The 16,316-nt window shown below is 69.5% G+C and carries 12 protein-coding genes; 4 read left to right on the forward strand and 8 right to left on the reverse strand.

The genetic code is table 11. The annotated features are described in order from the left end of the window. Positions 1-24: 24 nt before the first annotated feature. Entirely contained in the window at positions 25-324 is a 300-nt protein-coding gene (locus HV824_RS14560) for a hypothetical protein (RefSeq protein ID WP_176415925.1), read from the reverse strand. A 171-nt stretch (positions 325-495) separates the two neighbouring features. Between HV824_RS14560 and HV824_RS14565 the strand changes: the two genes are divergently transcribed. After that, entirely contained in the window at positions 496-1,473 is a 978-nt protein-coding gene (locus tag HV824_RS14565) for an NADP-dependent oxidoreductase (RefSeq protein ID WP_176415926.1), read from the forward strand. A gap of 122 nt (positions 1,474-1,595) precedes the next feature. Here the strand turns inward: HV824_RS14565 and HV824_RS14570 are convergent, their stop codons facing one another. Further along, positions 1,596-2,636, reverse strand: coding sequence for a linear amide C-N hydrolase (locus tag HV824_RS14570; protein WP_176423532.1), 1,041 nt, complete (start codon positions 2,634-2,636; stop codon positions 1,596-1,598). Between the two features lie 263 nt (positions 2,637-2,899). Here HV824_RS14570 and HV824_RS14575 point away from each other — a divergent pair, with 263 nt between their 5' ends. Beyond that, complete coding sequence (locus HV824_RS14575; RefSeq protein ID WP_176423533.1) at positions 2,900-5,305, forward strand: helicase-related protein; 2,406 nt, start codon at positions 2,900-2,902, stop codon at positions 5,303-5,305. Positions 5,306-5,349: 44 nt separating this feature from the next. Here HV824_RS14575 and HV824_RS14580 read toward each other — a convergent pair whose 3' ends face one another. The 4 genes from HV824_RS14580 to HV824_RS14595 form a co-directional block, all read right to left on the reverse strand. Further along, positions 5,350-6,747: a hypothetical protein gene (locus HV824_RS14580; protein ID WP_255208035.1), complete on the reverse strand. Its 1,398-nt coding sequence runs from the start codon at positions 6,745-6,747 to the stop codon at positions 5,350-5,352. 329 nt (positions 6,748-7,076) lie between these two features. Continuing rightward, positions 7,077-9,251: a methyl-accepting chemotaxis protein gene (locus HV824_RS14585; protein ID WP_176415930.1), complete on the reverse strand. Its 2,175-nt coding sequence runs from the start codon at positions 9,249-9,251 to the stop codon at positions 7,077-7,079. A 150-nt stretch (positions 9,252-9,401) separates the two neighbouring features. Further along, positions 9,402-10,586 carry a bifunctional 2-polyprenyl-6-hydroxyphenol methylase/3-demethylubiquinol 3-O-methyltransferase UbiG gene (locus tag HV824_RS14590; protein ID WP_176415931.1) on the reverse strand — a complete coding sequence of 395 codons (1,185 nt, stop codon included), beginning with the start codon at positions 10,584-10,586 and terminating at the stop codon, positions 9,402-9,404. Between the two features lie 99 nt (positions 10,587-10,685). Beyond that, positions 10,686-12,041 carry an FAD-binding oxidoreductase gene (locus tag HV824_RS14595; protein ID WP_255208036.1) on the reverse strand — a complete coding sequence of 452 codons (1,356 nt, stop codon included), beginning with the start codon at positions 12,039-12,041 and terminating at the stop codon, positions 10,686-10,688. Positions 12,042-12,396: 355 nt separating this feature from the next. On the opposite strand from HV824_RS14595, the gene HV824_RS14600 reads away from it, so the two are divergent. Further along, a complete protein-coding gene (locus HV824_RS14600) occupies positions 12,397-14,478 on the forward strand; it encodes a WD40 repeat domain-containing protein (protein ID WP_255208037.1) in 2,082 nt (693 codons plus the stop codon). A gap of 53 nt (positions 14,479-14,531) precedes the next feature. On the opposite strand, the gene HV824_RS14605 is transcribed toward HV824_RS14600, so the two are convergent. Next, a complete protein-coding gene (locus tag HV824_RS14605) occupies positions 14,532-15,008 on the reverse strand; it encodes a hypothetical protein (protein ID WP_176415934.1) in 477 nt (158 codons plus the stop codon). Positions 15,009-15,181: 173 nt separating this feature from the next. Continuing rightward, positions 15,182-15,625 carry an isoprenylcysteine carboxylmethyltransferase family protein gene (locus HV824_RS14610; RefSeq protein ID WP_176423537.1) on the reverse strand — a complete coding sequence of 148 codons (444 nt, stop codon included), beginning with the start codon at positions 15,623-15,625 and terminating at the stop codon, positions 15,182-15,184. Between the two features lie 109 nt (positions 15,626-15,734). Here HV824_RS14610 and HV824_RS14615 point away from each other — a divergent pair, with 109 nt between their 5' ends. Continuing rightward, a complete protein-coding gene (locus HV824_RS14615; protein WP_217917395.1) occupies positions 15,735-16,295 on the forward strand; it encodes a TetR/AcrR family transcriptional regulator in 561 nt (186 codons plus the stop codon). The last annotated feature ends 21 nt before the right edge of the window (positions 16,296-16,316 follow it).

A 16,316-nucleotide genomic window follows, 5' to 3' on the forward strand; every position in this document is an offset into this window, starting at 1 on the left:
GGGGGAGGTGGAGGGCATGGCAGGTCAGGGAGCGCGCGAGCGCTTCGGGGGCCGCGTCGCCGTCTTCCCACGGGGCGCCTTGGCGGCGGGCTTGGGCGGCTTCGCCTCCAACCTGGCGAAGGCGCGCAGCGCATCCCTGCCAATCCAGCGAGTGGTGGCGCCTTCGCTGGCCGCAAGCCCGGTGGCCAGCGCGCGCGCCGCAATGCGCACCGCGGGACCGCGCCTGCTCCCAGCGGCGCGCAGGGCCCGGTTCACGCCCTTCTTGACGAAGTCGCGGGCGTCGATGTCACCCCGAGGGCCCTTGGAGGATGTCGTCGTTGGCATGTGGTGCGACGATAGCGCGCCGGACCTTCGCCGGAAGGTGCCGGAGGGGCGGGCATGGGGGCGGCCCCTGGCTCGCGGCGCCGTGGGAGGCCTCTGCATTTCGCGGGAAGCATGCCCACGCTCCGGAAGAACCCTATCGGGGCGTGCGCACCCCGCCCGCGAGGAGCCGCCATGAAGACATCCATTCCGTCGCAGATGAAGGCCGCCGCCATCGACCGCTTCGGTGGGCCGGAGGTGCTGGGCATGAAGACGGTGGCCGTCCCACCCGTGGGCCCGGGGGAGGTGCTCATCCAGGTGGAGACCGCGGGCGTCGGCAGCTGGGACGCCGCGGAGCGCGAGGGTGAGATGGAGTCGCTCAAGCCCAGCAAGTCGTCCTTCCCCTACGTGCTGGGGACGGATGGGGCCGGGACCATCGTGGCGGTGGGCGAGGGCGTCAAAATCCGTCAGGTGGGCGACCGGGTGTACGGCTCCGGCTTCCTCAACGACAAGGGCGGGTTCTTCGCCGAGTACGCGGTGGTGAAGGCCGAAAACACGGCGCTCGTACCCAAGGGCTTGAGCGCGGAACAGGCGGGCGTCCTGGCGGCGGACGGCATCACCGCGCTGCAAGGCGTGCAGGACGCGCTGAACGCTCGACAGGGCATGACGCTGCTGGTGTACGGCGCGAGCGGCGGCGTGGGCCATCTGGCGGTGCAGCTCGCCCGCCGCCTGGGGGCGCGGGTCCTGGCGGTGGCTTCGGGGCAGGACGGCGTGGCGTTGGTGAAGCGCCTGGGCGCGGAGAAGGTGGTGGACGGGCGAGGTGGTGAGGACGTGGCGAAGGCGATTCGCGACTTCGCGCCGGACGGGCTCGACGCGGCGCTGGTGCTCGCGGGCGGCGAGGGCCGGGAGCCGGCGCTGCAAGCCGTGAAAAAGGGAGGCCACATCGCCTACCCGCATGGCGTCGAGCCGGAGCCACGGGCCCCCGAAGGCGTCAAGCTGACGGCCTACAATGGCGAGTCGAACGCCGAGGTCCTCACGCGCCTCAACCGGCTCATTGAAGCAGCGCCCTTCCATGTCGAAGTCTTCCAGGTGTACCGGCTGGACGAGGCGGGCCGCGCGCTCGAAGCCGCCAGCAAGCACCACCTGGGCAAGCTGGCCCTGCGCATTCACTGAGATGCCGCGCGCTACACCCAGGGCGCGTGTGTGGGACTCGCGGGGACGCACGAGGACGGCCGGGCATCCAGCGCTGGATGCCCGGCGTCACGCATCGGGAGGTCAGCGGCCGTGAGGTGGGCTCAGCCCGCCAGCGCCTGGGTGATGTCGACCCCCTCGTTGATGGGCGGGACGTCGACCGCCTTCCGCTTCGCGGCGACGGCGAAGTCCAGCGACTTCAGGTCCACCGACTGCACGGCGAGGCTGTCGTAGAAGCGGATGTTCAGGACCCGGTTCGTCAGGTCCTTGGCGACGACCCACTGGGTGTAGTCGCGCTTCTCATGTTCGGGCTTGTCCGCGTGCTTGCGGCTGGTCCCCAGCGGGATGTCCACCGTGTTGAGCAGGTGGAACGCGAGGAGGCGGGCCTCGCTCGCGTTGGTGGGCTGCAGCGCGGCCTGGCGGAGGTAGGTGACGCGGACGAAGCGCGAGGGCGGCGTCGAGTCGCCCGGCAGTCCGAGCATGCCGCTGCCGCAGCCATGGGGCTCGAACGTGGCGGAGCCGAGCGTCACCTTGTCGATGTCATACGCCGTCAGCTGCGCGTAGTTCTTGAGGTTCTCCAACTGCTCGGGGAAGGTCGGGTGGTTGGTCAGGACACCCACGGGATTGTCCTTGCCCGTGTAGAGGTTCATCTCCCCGCCGATGAACTCCACGACCAGGCTGTTGCCCTTCGCATCGTGGATGGGGAAGTGCAGCGGCGCGAGCTTCGACAGCCAGTCGCTGTGCCAGATCTGGACCTGCTTGCGCACGAGGACGTCATGCAGCTCGTCCACGGTGGCGAAGTTCCCCAGCGCCCAGCTCACGAAGAGCTCCGGCGCCAGGGCCTTGGACGCGTCGGTGGCGGAAGGGAACTGGGAGCCGGGCATCCAGAGCGCGCCAGCGGACAGGCCTTCCGTGTTCATTCCATCGGCGATGACGGTGAGGCCGTGGAGATTGGCGGTGACGCCCACGTAGCCGTACTTCGAGGTCCAGGTGAGGCCCTTCGGGTTCACCATGGACGCGGGAGAGTGGAACGTCTCTCCGGTCGCATGGACCCTCAGCCTGGCGTGAAGGTCGACGCCAAACTCCATGCTGCGGCCAACAACGGCACTCGAATCTTTCGCGACGAGGAGGAAGTTCGTACACATGCGGCGAGCTCCGTGGAGAGGTGTCAGCGTTGGGCTGGGCCAAAGCACTCCGCGTGCCATGTGCTGCTATCGGAGTGCCCCAGTGCTTTCCGCCCTTTGGCGTGCGGCGCCGCGCATGGGCGTGTCCGTTGACGCGTTTCGCGGGGCGCGTGACGTGTCAATGCGCGAACGGCGTCAGCGCCAGCCTCAAGGCCGGGGGTGGGCTGGACGTCACGCTGCCGTGGAGCCGGGCGGAGGGGACCGCCCGAGGTTAGAATCCGCGAATGAACTCCAGCCCATCCAGCCGGCCGCCCGTCGTCGTGGCGGAGCTGGGGCCCACGAACACAGGGAAGACGCACCGAGCCATCGAGCGGATGCTCGAGCACGGCTCGGGCATCATGGGGTTGCCGCTCCGCCTGCTCGCCCGTGAGGTCTACGACCGGGTGACTGCTCGGGTGGGCGAGGGCCGCGTGGCGCTGATGACGGGGGAGGAGAAGCGCGTGCCCCCGCGCCCCGACTACTGGATTTGCACCGTCGAGGCGATGCCGACGGACAGGCCCGTCGACTTCCTCGCGGTGGATGAAATCCAGCTCGCCGCTCACCGCGAGCGCGGGCACGTCTTCACGGATCGGCTGCTCCACGCCAGGGGACGCAAGGAGACCTGGTTCCTGGGCGCGGACACGATGCGGCCCATGGTCCAGACGCTCATCCCCCATGCGTCGGTGAAGCGCGCCACCCGTCTGTCGCAGCTTCGGTATTCCGGGCATCGCTCCTTGAAGAGCCTCCCGCCCCGGTCGGCGGTGGTCGCGTTCTCCGCGGACCGCGTCTATGAGCTGGCCGAGTCGCTCCGGCGCCTCCGGGGCGGCGTGGCCGTGGTGCTGGGCGCGCTGTCTCCCCGGACGCGCAACGCCCAGGTGGCGATGTACCAGTCCGGCGAGGTGCAGTACCTGGTGGCCACGGATGCCATTGGCATGGGGCTGAACCTGGACCTCGACCACGTGGCCTTCGCCGCGCTGTCCAAGTTCGACGGCGCCGACCAGCGCGAGCTCTACCCGGACGAGCTGGCGCAGATCGCGGGCCGCGCCGGACGCCACTTGAACGACGGGAGCTTCGGCACGCTGAACACGCTGTCGGAGCTGTCGCCGCGGGTGGTCTCCGCCATCGAGACGCACCGCTTCCCGGCGGTCCGGAGCCTCATCTGGCGCAATGCCGCGCTCGACTTCTCGAGCCCGGAGGCCCTGCTGGATTCACTGGCGCGCGCGCCGGGCCACACGGCCTTCATCCGGGTGGAGCGCGCGGATGACTTCGATGCGCTCAAGGACCTCTCGCGCGTCCCAGCCATCCAGGCCGTGGCCACCGGGCCCGCCATGGTGGAGCTGCTGTGGCAGGTCTGCCAGATACCCGACTTCCGCAAGGGGCTCTTTGGCCAGCATGTCGCGTTGCTGCGTGAGACCTTCCTGCAGCTCACCGCGGGGGACGGGAAGCTGGACGCCGTCTGGCTGAACAGGCAGGTGGCGCCGCTCGACGACGTGTCCGGAGACCTCCACACGCTGATGGACCGGCTGGCGGCCATCCGCATCTGGACGTACATCAGCCAGCGGCCGGGGTGGTTGCACGAGGCGGAGCACTGGCAGGAGCGGACGCGCGGCATCGAGGATGCGCTGGGGGACGCGCTCCATGAGCGGCTCGTCGAGCGCTTCGTGCAGCGTGCCGCGAGGCGCAGCACGCGGCGCTTCGTGAAGGCCCCCGCGCGGCCTCCGTCCGGCTCGGCCAGCCCCTTCGCCAGGCTGGGGCAGCTGCTGGAGGCGCTGCCGGGCGCCGAGGGCTTCGCGATGACGGAGGAGCAGTTCGTCCAGCGGGTGGTGGACGCGGGCCATGACGCCTTCCAGGTGGATGCGACGGGCGCCATCTCCTTCGAAGGCGAGCCCCTGGCGCGCCTCGTTCGCGGGACGGACCGTCGCGCCCCTTTGCTGGCGCTGGCGGAGCCGGAGGTCTGGACGGGCGGCGCGCGGCAGCGGCTGGAGCGGCGTCTGCTGGCGCTGGCGCGGGACCTCGTCACCGAGGCCATGGGCGGCTTTCCCGCCGAGTCCTTCTCCGGAGCGGGGCGCAACGCGGCGGCGCGTGGGCTCGCGTATCGCCTGTCCGAGGGCCTGGGCGTGATTGCGCGGGGCGAGGCGCATGAGCAGTGGCGACTGTTGGATGAGGAGGCCCGCGCGCGCTTGGCGGAGCAAGGCGTCCGCGAGGGACACCGCTTCGTCCATGTCGCGGAGGCCCTCACCCCGCATGCGCTGGAGCGGCGCTGCATGCTGACGTCGTTGTTCCTCCAGCGGCCAGGTCCCACCGGGGTGCCACGAGAGCCCGTGCTTCAGCGCTCCGAGCTGGACCGCCGGGAAGCACGGGACTACGGGTACGAGGTGCTCGGGAGCGTGGCGCTGCGCATCGACATCGTCGAGCGGCTGTGCGAGGCCCTGCGCCACCCGCACGGGGGCCGGCAGGTGCAGGCGCTCATGCAGGAGCTCCGCCTGGAGGGGGGAGTCCGGGCGCGGGTGCTGCGCGAGCTGGGAGGCGCCACTGGAAGCCCTCCGCCGCGGCGCCGCCGCCGACGACGTGGCGGCACCGCGCCCGCGGCTGGCAAGCGCGGCGCGCATCGGAAGGCGCCGGAGCTTCGAGACGGCCCCTCGGAGTCATGAGGGGCTGGCCCTCACGGGCACCCTACGCGTCGATATGGCGGCGCTCAGTCCGCTTCGTACCCATGCGGCTTCTTTCGCTGCGAGGGCATGAACGTCAGGGTGGCCGCACCGGTGCCGCGTCCAGCCGGCACGAAGACGTCAATGAAGTTCCCCGTCTTCCCGCTGAAGCGGAACACCGAGGCCGGGAGGAAGTCCGGGATGTACAGGTTGCCATCGGGACCGAACTCCATGTCCACGTAGTCAACCAGTCCAGCGCTCCCCGGTTCGGCGAAGACGTCGATGAAGGCACCCGTCCTGGCGTTGAAGCGCAGGACGTCCTCTCCGGGCGTGGTGCCAACGTAGAGCTTGTGGTCCTTTCCAATGGCAATCGTCACCGACTCGATGTCTGGGATGAAGATGGCACCGGGCTGTCCGGCCGCGGGGAAGGGCGCGCCATTCTCGTCGTAGCGCACCACGTTGTTGCCGAGGATGCTGACGACGAACAGGTTCCCCTTCTTGTCGAACGCCATCTTCTGGGGAACGAACAATCCGCCGCCCGAGGCGAACACGTCGATGAAGGCGCCCGTCGTCCCGTCGTAGCGCAGCACGCTGTTGGTGCCGCCAAAGCTGTCGGCGACATACAGGTTGCCATCCGGACCGAAGATGAGGCCTCCGGGGAAGCCCAGCCCGCCGCTGCCCTCGGGCACGAAGACGTCGATGAAGGCGCCCGTCTTCCCGTTGAAGCGCAGCACCTCCCTGCTGGTGAAGCTGGCGATGTAGAGGTTGCCGTCAGGGCCGTAGAGGAGCTCCTGCGGATTGTCGAGCCCGCCGGCGCCAGGCGGGATGAAGACGCCCACGAAGTCGCCCGTCTTCCCGTCGTAGCGCAGCACGCTGCTGTCCACGTTGTTGCTGACCAGCAGGTCGCCCACCTTCTTCCGGACCTTCACTTTCACCGAGTCCAGGCCCCACCGTTTCTTGGCCTCGCCTCGAGGCGAGTCCGCGAAGCGGAGCGTCAGCCGGTCTCCGGTGTGCCGGAAGGTGAAGGACAGGGGATGGATGGCGTACCCACGGTTGCCGTGGCGTGCGTCGAGCGGCGCGTCGTCATTGGCGAAGGTGGCATCCACCAGGACGGGACCGTCGTCCACGCTCGCGACCCAGCGGTCCGGCCCCTTCGTCGGGGGGCTACCGTTCCATGACTTGAAGACGAACAGCTCCAGCTGGACCTCGACCTCGTCATGGTCCGGCAGGCCGGCCAGGCTGAGCGTGACCTCCTGCTCGCTGAAGGGCCCCAGGAACTTCCGCTCTCCCTTCCTCGTCCGGGACACGGTGCGGTGGCTCCACTCGGGGCCCGCGCCTTTCCCGAAGTTCTCTGAATAGACCTTCTTCTCCGCGTCCTTCCACTGCGCTTCGACGTGCTCCTGTTCGACAGCCTCCAACGCCGCCTGCTCGTCGGGTCCGCCCATGCACCCAACCCACCACCACGCCGCGAGTGCCGCACAACCCAGCCGCCAACCCTTCATGAGCTTCCTCCCCTTTGACGCGAGGCCAGGGTGAGGACACGGCGGAGGGGCTGCCATTGACTGGGAGGGCTCCACGCATCCGTGCGCAGGACGCTTCAATGCCCGGCAAGCCGGAGCCGGTGTCCCGGGAGGCGCCGCTTCATGCGTGGGTAGGCCAGGCAGGGGCTCGGGCCCCGGGCCTACCCGCTGCGTCCGCTGAAGTCGAAGGCGAGCGTGTCCCGCCGCACGCGACAACGGCTTGCCGCCGGGACATGGCGCGGTAGAGGCGTTGCTCAGTCGTCGAGCGTGCCCGTCTGGAGCGCGGTGCGGGCCGTGCCCGCCATGTTCTCCGCCAGCGTCTGCACCGAGCCCGACACCTTCTGCGTCTCCTCGACGGTGCGCAGCGTGTGCTGCATCTGCGCGGACAGTTCCTGGATGGCCAGGGCAATCTGGGAGGTGCCCGCGTCCTGCTGCGCTACCGCGGCGGAGATCTGCCGAACGCTGGTGCCGGTGTCGTCGATGATGGCCGTGAGCCGCTGGAGTTGGGCGCCGGAGACGCGCACCGCGTCCAGGCTCGCCTTCACGCGCTGCTCTCCCTGTTCACTCATCTTCGCGGTCTCCCGCATGCTCAGGCTCACGCCGTCGAGCACCTCGCGGATGCGGTGGGTCGCCAGGATGGACTGGTCGGCGAGGCTGCGGACCTCGCGCGACACGACGCCAAAGCCCCGGCCGTGCTCCCCGCTGCGCGCGGCCTCGATGGCGGCGTTGATGGCCAGCATGTTGGATTGGTCCGCCAGACCCTTCACGGTGTCCACGATGCTGGAGATTTCACGGGTGCGCGTGTCCAGCGCGAGGATGCTGCTCGCCATCTCGGAGACCTCCTGGCGGATGGCTTCCAGGTTGGTCAACGTGCGGGTGATGGCCGCGCCGCCGTCGCGCCCCGCCTCCTCGGCGGTTTCAATGGAGCCCGCGAGCAGCCGCGCCTTGTCCGCCGTCACCAGGGAGCCCTGCCGGATTTCCTGGACCGTCTGCTCCACCTCCCGGAGCGCCGCGGCCTGCCGGCTGACACCCACCGTCTGCAGCTCGCTGGACGTGCGCAGCTGTTGCGCCACCGTGGCCAGCTCACCGGCGCCGCTCCCCATGTCCTGGGCGAGCCGCTTCACCTCATGACGGCGCTCCTCGAGTTGACGCGTGTGCGATTCGAGCGCGCGCACCATCAACGCCGAGCGGCGGACGACGATGCCCACCAGCGAAAGCGTGAGCGCCACGAAGCCCCAGTGCATGAGCGAGTCCGTGGACTCCACCAGGCCGAACACCGGCAGCGTGGTGTGGAGGACGACAGCGAAGAACACGGCCAGTCCCATGGAGAAGATGCGCGCGTCGGGGTTGCCTCGCCACGCAGAGATACCCGCGACGATGACGCACCCGAGCAGGCAGGGGACCGAATAGACGACGAAGAGGCCAAGGTACCGCTGCGCCAGACCCAGGTCGGCCATCACGATGATGACCTGAATGGCGGCCGGCACACAGGTGGCCCATGCGCTCCAACGGAACCAGCGCATCCGGTTCTCCAGGACGCTGTCGGAGATGAACCAGGCGAGCGCGGGCAGGATGCAGTACGAGCCCACCAACGTGAGCTGGCTCCCCTGCAGATAGGCACCCCAGAGCGCGGGAATCAGGCCGCTCGTGCCCAGCAGCATGGCCGCCGAGCCGCCCGCGAAGAGCGTGAGCGGCAGGAGCATTTGCGCCTGGCGCCGCACCAGGGCACCCACGGCGGCGGCACCGGCGATGATGAACAGCAGCACGCCCATGACGAAGGGCGCCAGGCCCGTGCGCGTCACCGTCGCGAGCAGTTGATGGTGCGCCCCCACCCGGGCCGCGCCTCCCACGCCGATGAGCGGGCCGCTGCTCTGGATGCGCAGCAGCAGGCGCGTGCCCTCCACCGTGGGTGGCAGGGGAATGAGCCGCCACGCGAGGTTGTCTGTCTGCTCCGTGCCCGAGGGATTCAGCCGCCCGCTCGTGTAGACGCGCTGGCCGTTGGCGTAGACCTCGAAGGCATTGGCCACCGTGCCCAGATAGAGCGCGGGTTCCAGCCACCGCTCCTGGGGAATGGGGATGCTCAGCCAGAGGAAGTTGCGCGCTCCCCGGCCCGGCGGCTCGCGGAGGGCCGCCACGGGCTGCCACGCCTGCTCATCCCCTGACTCCAGGGCCCAGGCTGGCACTTCGGCGGGGCCCGGCGGGGAGTCTCCCCAGCGGTATCGCCAGCCCTCATTCAGGTCGACGCTGGGCCGCCCGGTGTCCGCCCACGCGGAGGTGGAGAGTATCAGGAGGAACGGCAGCACCCAGCACCACGACGCACGTCGTGAAAACAGGCGTGCGACGGCAGGTGAGACAGGTGAAACACCGGAGGATACGTGAAGCGCCGGCGCGTGAGTCGGAATGCGGAGGTGACGCATGGATGCGTCCATCCTCGGGTGCGGGGGACGCTCCTGTAAAATGGGTCTGCTTCACCCCGCTCGGCCGCTCGACCTCTGTCCGTATGTGTTTCATCGACGGTCGGTGATTCCTGGGTGCTGAATTTCCAGGATTATATGTTTCACGGGCTTCGTCGCCAAGGCTCAGCGCGCGCCGCGCTTGACGCGGTCCACCGACCATTCGACGAGCTTCCGGGCCTGACGGTGAAGGGCCGTCTGTTTGAGGGCGCCGTTGAGCTTGTCGGCGAGCTGGTGCCGCAGGGGCGGGGTGGCGATGTGCGCTTCCAGCTCCCGGACGCGCTGTTCCAGCGCGTGGACGCGTTGCGCCTGGGCTGCGTGTGAGGTCTCGTTGACGAGGTGTCGCACCGGAGGCGGCGGAGGCCGGCGGGCGATGAGGCCGGCGTTGTCACCCTTGCGCAGGACGAAGTTGAGCGTGTTCCGGGTGAACGCCAGGGGGACGCGCGCGCCGCTCTTCTCCACGTACAAACGCAGCAGCTCTTCGTCGAGTGTGACGGGGAACATGTCGAGCACCTCCGGCTCGAAGCCCGTCCCCACCAGCACGGGGTCGATGTCCCCCAGCGCCAGCTCGAGCTCATGGTGGCTGACGCCCAGGCCCCATCGGGTCAACAGCATGGGGGCGTCTTCGGCGGACACCTGCGCCATGGCCTCGCGGAAGTTCTCACGAGGGGAGCGCGAGGCGTACGGCCACCCGAGCTCCGGCGGCAGGAAGTGGAAGAACGGCATGAGGGACGTGTGCGCGTCGAAGTACACGAGCCGGTTGGGCGTATCCACGACGACGAGCAGGCCCCCTGGCCGCAGCAGGTCCCATCCGGTGCGGAGCGTCTCCAGTCGCTCGGCGGGCGTCTGATGTTCGAGCACCGCGTACAGCACGAAGACGTCAGCGCCGTTGGGGTTCTCCTTCTTCAGGGTCTCCAGCAGCCGCGCGGGCTCCACGACGCTCATGGCGACGTTGCGCAAACCCAGGGCCTTCATGCGGCTTTCGGCCGCGCGCACGGAGGGCGCGTGGATGTCGTACCCCGTGACATGGCGGGCGACCTGGGCGAAGGCCGCGGTGCTGGAGCCCGTGCCGCAGCCCAGCTCGACGATGTCCGCCTTGCCCAACTGCGCGTACCTCGCGAGCCAGGGCAGCACGTGGTCAACGCATCGGTTGTACCGGCCATCCACGTGGTCCGCGATGTCCGATTGCCCCGCCGACGTCTGGAGAAAGCCTTGGTCGAAGTCCGCGAAGTAGGATTGCAGCAGGGCCTCCTTCACACCCGCCAGGAGCGTGGGGTCCTCCATCCTGTAAGCCTCGAAGCCCGTTGCCATGCCGCATTCTCCTCGCGATTGGGGTGGAGCGAACTTGCGGGCACGGAAGGTACCAACCGAGGCCGCTCCGGGCGAGCAAGGGCGCGAGGGAATGGTGGCTTAATGGCGAAGCGGCGCGCCGCTGCTGGGGCGGATGTTCTGGTTCACGCGGAAAAGGTTGTCCGGGTCGTAGCGGTCCTTCACCTCCACCAGCCTTGCGTAGTTGTCCTGGTACGTCGCCTGGACGCGCTCCTGGCCCTCGTCCATGAGGAAGTTCACGTAGGCGCCGCCCGCGGAGTAGGGATGCAGGGCTTCCCAGTAGTCCTTCGTCCAGGAGGTGATGTCCCCGGCCTTGGCGGGAGAGGGGTCCACTCCGACGATGACCTCCGCCCACCGCGCGTCCCGGAAGCTGAAGGCGGTGTCGCCTGGAGCCACCCGGTGCGCCGCTCCGTCGATGGGATACAGGTGCATGGTGGAGTGCATCGTGGGCAGGCGGTGGGCGAACGCCACGTGCCGGGAGATGGCTTCGTCCCCCAGCTCCCGCACGAAGTCCGCGCGCCAGTACCACTGGAGGCCCGGTGGATAGAGCGCATCGAACATGCTCTGCAGCGCGGGGTAGGGCAGGGTCTGCACGCCGTCGAGCGCGGGGCCCATGGCGCGCACGGGCTTGAAGAGCGCATCGGCTTGGGCCGGGTCTCCGGTGTAGCACCACACCACCGCGCACATCTTCTGCAAGTGCAGGTGGGGCGGGAAGGGCGCCGCGGGCGGGACGACCATGAAGGCGAAGAAGCCGGTGAGTGTCTCGGGCGCGGTGGAGATGAACTCGCGGTACCACCGCATCACCTCCTCGGCGCGCTCCAGGGGCCAGAGCGTCGGGCCTCCCAGGAGGGTGTCCACCGGGTGGGCCTGGAAGAGGAAGGACGTGACGACGCCGAAGTTGCCGCCGCCGCCGCGCACGGCCCAGAACAGGTCGGGGTGCTGCTCGGCGCTCGCGGTGACGAAGCGCCCGTCCGCCAGCACCATGTCCACGGCGAGCAGGCTGTCGATGGTGAGGCCGTAGCGGCGCGTGAGGTGGCCCAGGCCGCCACCCAGGGTGAGGCCACCCACGCCCGTGGTGGAGATGATTCCCGAGGGGACGGCGAGCCCGAACGCGTGCGTGGCATGGTCCACATCGCCCCAGACGCATCCTCCCGCCACGCGCACGGTGCCCGATTCGGGGGCGACCCGGACGCCGCGCATGAGCGACAGATCGACGACGAGCCCCCCGTCGCAGGTGCCCAGGCCGGCACCGTTGTGCCCACCCCCGCGGACCGCGAGCATGAGGCCCTGCTCGCGCGCGAACTCCACCGCCGCGAGGACGTCCGCCACGTCGGCGCACCGGGCAATCAGCGCCGGCCGCTTGTGAATCATGGCGTTGTAGACGCGGCAGTGCTCCTCGTAGTCCGTGTCCTCGGGGCGCACGAGCCGGCCGCGCAAGCGGGCCCGTAGCTGCTCGACCCGGCCCGGGGGCAGCCCGGGCGGTCGTCCTTCGCCTGTTCGCGCAGGCTCACTTCGAGGGTCCAGGGGCATGGTTTTCTCCTCCGTGGGGCCCGTGATGGGAGAGGCCCCCTACCGCCAAGCTAGGGACGCCTGGCGAGCGCGGAGGAGCGCTCATGGCAGGTGGGCGGGAAGGGGCGCCCAGGCACGCGTTGGCGGATGGGCGCGGACGTGGCGCTTGGCAGGCTCGATAGGGGAGAGGGGGCTGACAATGCGCAGTGTCGGTTCCGCCACGGCCTCATGCGCTGGACGAAGGGGATTGTGCCGGGGCCGCGTCCCGGGTGATGACTCCGGAATGCGCCTGCGTTCGTGGTGGTGGGTCCTGGTCCTGCTCACGGTGTCCTGCGCGGGGCGGCGGTCCTCGCCGGAGGCCGCGGTGGTGCGAGACGGGCGGTCCGAACTCTTCCGGGCCCGCGGCGACGCGGCCATCGAGACGAAGCAATGGGCCCTGGCGGCGGGCTCCTTCGCGGCCGCGAGACACACGGAGGACTCACCCATGGCGCGCTGGGGGCAGGTTTGGGCGGAGCAGCGCGCCTCGTCGCTCGAATGGGCGAAGCAGTTCGAGGGTTCGGTGCTGGCGTTGGCCTTCTCACCAGACGGCAGGCTGCTGGCGTCGGGAGGGTATGACGCGGTCGTGCGTGTCTGGGACGTGGAGGCCGGAGCGCAGGTGGCGGAGCTGAAGGGCCACGATGCCGAGCTCCATGCCCTCGCGTTCTCGCCGGATGGTCGCTGGCTGGCCGCCGCTGGCAGGCCCGGCGCGCTCTGGCTCTGGGACTGGAAGCAGGGCCGCAGGGTGGCCTTGCTGTCCGGGCACACGGAGGTCGTGCGGGGCCTGGCCTTCTCCCCGGAGGGTGAGTGGCTGGCGAGCGGTGGCCTGGACCAGACGGTTCGTGTCTGGCGTCTCCGTGACGGCGCGGAGGTGCTCCGGTTCATGCATGACGACATCGTCATCGCGGTGGCCTTCTCCCCCGACGGAGCGCGGCTCGTGTCGTCGAGCATGGACCGGACCGCGCGGGTGTGGGACCTGCCGGCGCGGCGCGAGCTGCACCGGCTGACGGGACACGGGGACATGGTGGCGTCCTGCGCGTTCTCCGCGGATGGCGAGCGGGTGATGACCGCGTCCGCGGACCGGGCCATTCGTTTCTGGGATGCCCGGACCGGCGCGCTGCTCGACGTGCAGCGCAACCCGGGGACGCTTTCGGCCGTGGCCATCGCTGCCGGTTTCCAGCAGCTCGTGCAGGCGGGCTGGGAGGGACGCGTGCAGCGTGTGGACGTGCGCGGCGGTGGCGAGGTCCTGGAGCGATTGGATGCGCACCGGACCTTCGTGATGGCCGTGGCCCTGTCACCGGACGGACGCACGTTCGCTTCTGGTGGCATGGACGGCGTCCTCAAGGTCTGGTCACGGCCCGAGCGACCTCCGGACGTCCTGCTGCGGGAGCTGCCCGCCTGGCCTGAGGTGCTGGCCTCCGTGGGACCAGATGCCTTCGTGTCGGGTGGGGAGGACGGCCTGCGGAGCTGGTCGGTGTCGTCCAGCGGCGAACTCCACTCCCGCTTGGAGACACCTGACGCGGTGGGGGCCGTGGCCGTGAGCGCGGACCGGCGGTTGCTCGCGGTGGGAACGTTGAAGGGGGAGGTGCGTGTGCGAGACGTCCGGTCCGGGAGCCAGGTGATGGTGCTTCCCGCCGCGCGTGAGTCCATCCGGGCGTTGGCCTTCAGCCCGGACGGCGCGCTGCTCGCGGCCGGGGTGGCGCAGGACGTCGTGCTTTGGGCAGTCCCCTCCGCGACCCAGGTGGCCCGGCTGACAGGGCACACCGGGAAGCCGTGGGCATTGGCGTTCGATGCCACGGGGCAAAGGCTGGCTTCCGGCTCAGCGGACCACACGGTGCGGGTCTGGGAGGTGGCGCGGGGCGCGGTGTTGCGCGTCCTGGAGGCGGGCGACCGGGTCCGCGCCGTCGCGTTCCTCGCGTCCGGGGCGCTGCTGACCGCGGGAATGCGTCAGCCCATCCGGCTTTGGAATCCAGAGGACGGCCGCGTGCTGACATCGATGGATGCGCGCACGGTGGGCGTCTTGTCGCTCGCGATGGCGCCTCAGGGGGCGTTCATGGCGTCCGGTGGAATGGGGGGCGAGGTGAAGGTCTGGCGGCTGCCTGACGGGGCCCTCATGGGAGAGGCACCCGGGCAGCAGGGGTTCGTCTCCGCCGTGGCCTTCTCTTCCGACGGGGCGTGGCTGGCGGCGGCGGCCTCCGACCGGACGTTCCACCTGCTGCGCTTCGAGGACTTCGCACACCCGCCGCCCGTGGAGCTGGACCTGGCGCGGGTGCTGCGGCGCCATGGAATGTCCTGGGATGACTCGCGGCGCGTGTTCACCCTCCACTGACGCGGCGGGGCGTCTGGAGTTGGCGCTCCCGCCGCTGAAGCGTCATGGAATGGCTACCACTTCTCGATGGAGGTGACAGACAGCGGGTAGAAGGGGCCCACGAAGTTGCCGTCCGACGTGCACGGGCGCTCCGTGATGTCCAGCAGGCTGGCGGCGTAGTAACCCCAGGTGGAGCCGTTGCCCTTCTCGTAGAACTCGTGGCCGTTGGGGAGCACGACCTTCCAGACGAAGTCGAAGTGCTCGTACCACTTGGGCGACGTGCGGTTGGAGATGATGCTCGTCACCGTGGTGCTCCACGTGTACGGCGCGGACGCGGAGACTTCGAGGGTCTGCGTGTTCTCCCAGTCGAACGGGACGAAGCTGTCGAGGCCCCCCCAGCCGTGGATGAGATAGACAGAGGTGCCCCAGGGCAGGGAGTAGTTCCGGTAGTTCAGCTCGAGCTGGGCCTCGTAGGAGCTGGCATAGACACAGGCGTGGAGCACCGCGCGGCCCTGGACCCACGTCTCACCGGCGAGCGCGGTCGAGGACATGAAGAACACAAGCAGGGCGAACACTTTTCGCGAGAAAAAGGTCATGGTGGTTACTCGGGTTTGGGTGTGAATCCGGCGACCCCGGCTTCTAGCATGCTGGCAGGCCTGGACACACATCATGCGCACCGCGCCTCAATGTCACGGGAGGGCGTGGGGGCTCAGCGAGGAGCGGGTCAAAGCCACCGGCGGGTGTGCCGCGCATAGCGCTGGTAGGCCTCGCCGAAGCGGGCCCGCATCATCTCCTCCTCGAACGCGATGTACCAGCGGTCGGAGATGACGAGATAGGCCAGCGCGCACAGCACCGGCGCGAGTGAGCCCAGGAAGACGGCGAGGCCCGTCAGCGCCAGGCAGAAGCCCAGGTACATGGGGTTTCGCGTGAAGCGGAACAGCCCATCCGTGACCAGGTAGTCGGGCTTGCTGAAGGTGTAGATGTTGGTGCGTGCGCGCGCGAACTGGGCCCGCGCGGCGATGGCGACGCCAAGGCCCAGGACGACCAGCGGCAGGCCCAGCCATTGGAATGCTGAGGGCACCAGCGCGGGGCCGGGAAGAAAGCTGTCGAAGGCGGCCATCAAAGCGGCCAGGATGAGCGCGAGACGCGGAGGAAGGAGTCTTTGCATGCCTCGCAATGTAGAAACCGCGGTTGCCGCTCGAAACTCGCGTTCTCGCCAGCCCGCAAAGGGTCCCGAGTCTCCTCGGAAGGAGCCTCGACAAGGACGCTCCAAGCACATGGTCGACGTCATCCTGGAGGCGGCGGCTCGCGTTTTCGACCAGCATGGCTATGAGGGCGCCACGACCAACCGGGTCGCGGAGCGTGCCGGCGTCAGCGTGGGGTCCGTCTATCAATATTTCCCAAACAAGAACGCCCTCCTGACGGCCTTGCATGAGCGGCACCATCTGCAGATGCAGGCTGTCGTGGACCGTGCCCTGGCGGCGGCGCATGGCGGGACGCTGCGGGAGGTCATCGAGGGCGTCATGACGGCTGCGCTGGCCGTTCACCGGGCAGAGCCCCGGCTCCAGCGCATCCTCCACGTGGAGTACCCCTTCTTCGAGCGACCGGCTGACGTCAGCCAATCGGCCAGACGCCTGTTCGAGCGCACCAGGGCCGTGTTGGAGGCGCATCGCGAGCAGGTCGGCCGTGATGACCTGGACCTCGCCACGCACATGGTGCTGCGGATGGTCGAAGCGCTCGTGCACTCGGCGGTGCTTGATCCGCCGGTCGCGGCCGCGGGCGCGCTCGAAGCGGCCATCACCGAGGCGGTGGAGGGCTACCTCCTGCTCCGGCGTTGAGTCGCGCCCACATTGTTTGAG

The sequence above is a fragment of the Myxococcus sp. AM009 genome, from assembly GCF_013372605.1.
GTDB classification, from domain to species: Bacteria; Myxococcota; Myxococcia; order Myxococcales; family Myxococcaceae; genus Myxococcus; species Myxococcus vastator.

Coding starts and splice junctions, on each gene's coding strand:
- HV824_RS14575 (WP_176423533.1), top strand. CDS start 2,900: ATGAACTCCAGCCCATCCAGCCGGCCGCCCGTCGTCGTGGCGGAGCTG.
- HV824_RS14615 (WP_217917395.1), top strand. CDS start 15,735: ATGGTCGACGTCATCCTGGAGGCGGCGGCTCGCGTTTTCGACCAGCAT.
- HV824_RS14570 (WP_176423532.1), bottom strand. CDS start 2,636: ATGTGTACGAACTTCCTCCTCGTCGCGAAAGATTCGAGTGCCGTTGTT.
- HV824_RS14605 (WP_176415934.1), bottom strand. CDS start 15,008: ATGTCCTCGACCGCGCTCGCCGGTGAGACGTGGGTCCAGGGCCGCGCG.
- HV824_RS14610 (WP_176423537.1), bottom strand. CDS start 15,625: ATGCAAAGACTCCTTCCTCCGCGTCTCGCGCTCATCCTGGCCGCTTTG.
- HV824_RS14590 (WP_176415931.1), bottom strand. CDS start 10,586: ATGGCAACGGGCTTCGAGGCTTACAGGATGGAGGACCCCACGCTCCTG.
- HV824_RS14580 (WP_255208035.1), bottom strand. CDS start 6,747: ATGGGCGGACCCGACGAGCAGGCGGCGTTGGAGGCTGTCGAACAGGAG.
- HV824_RS14560 (WP_176415925.1), bottom strand. CDS start 324: ATGCCAACGACGACATCCTCCAAGGGCCCTCGGGGTGACATCGACGCC.
- HV824_RS14600 (WP_255208037.1), top strand. CDS start 12,397: ATGCGCCTGCGTTCGTGGTGGTGGGTCCTGGTCCTGCTCACGGTGTCC.
- HV824_RS14565 (WP_176415926.1), top strand. CDS start 496: ATGAAGACATCCATTCCGTCGCAGATGAAGGCCGCCGCCATCGACCGC.
- HV824_RS14585 (WP_176415930.1), bottom strand. CDS start 9,251: ATGGACGCATCCATGCGTCACCTCCGCATTCCGACTCACGCGCCGGCG.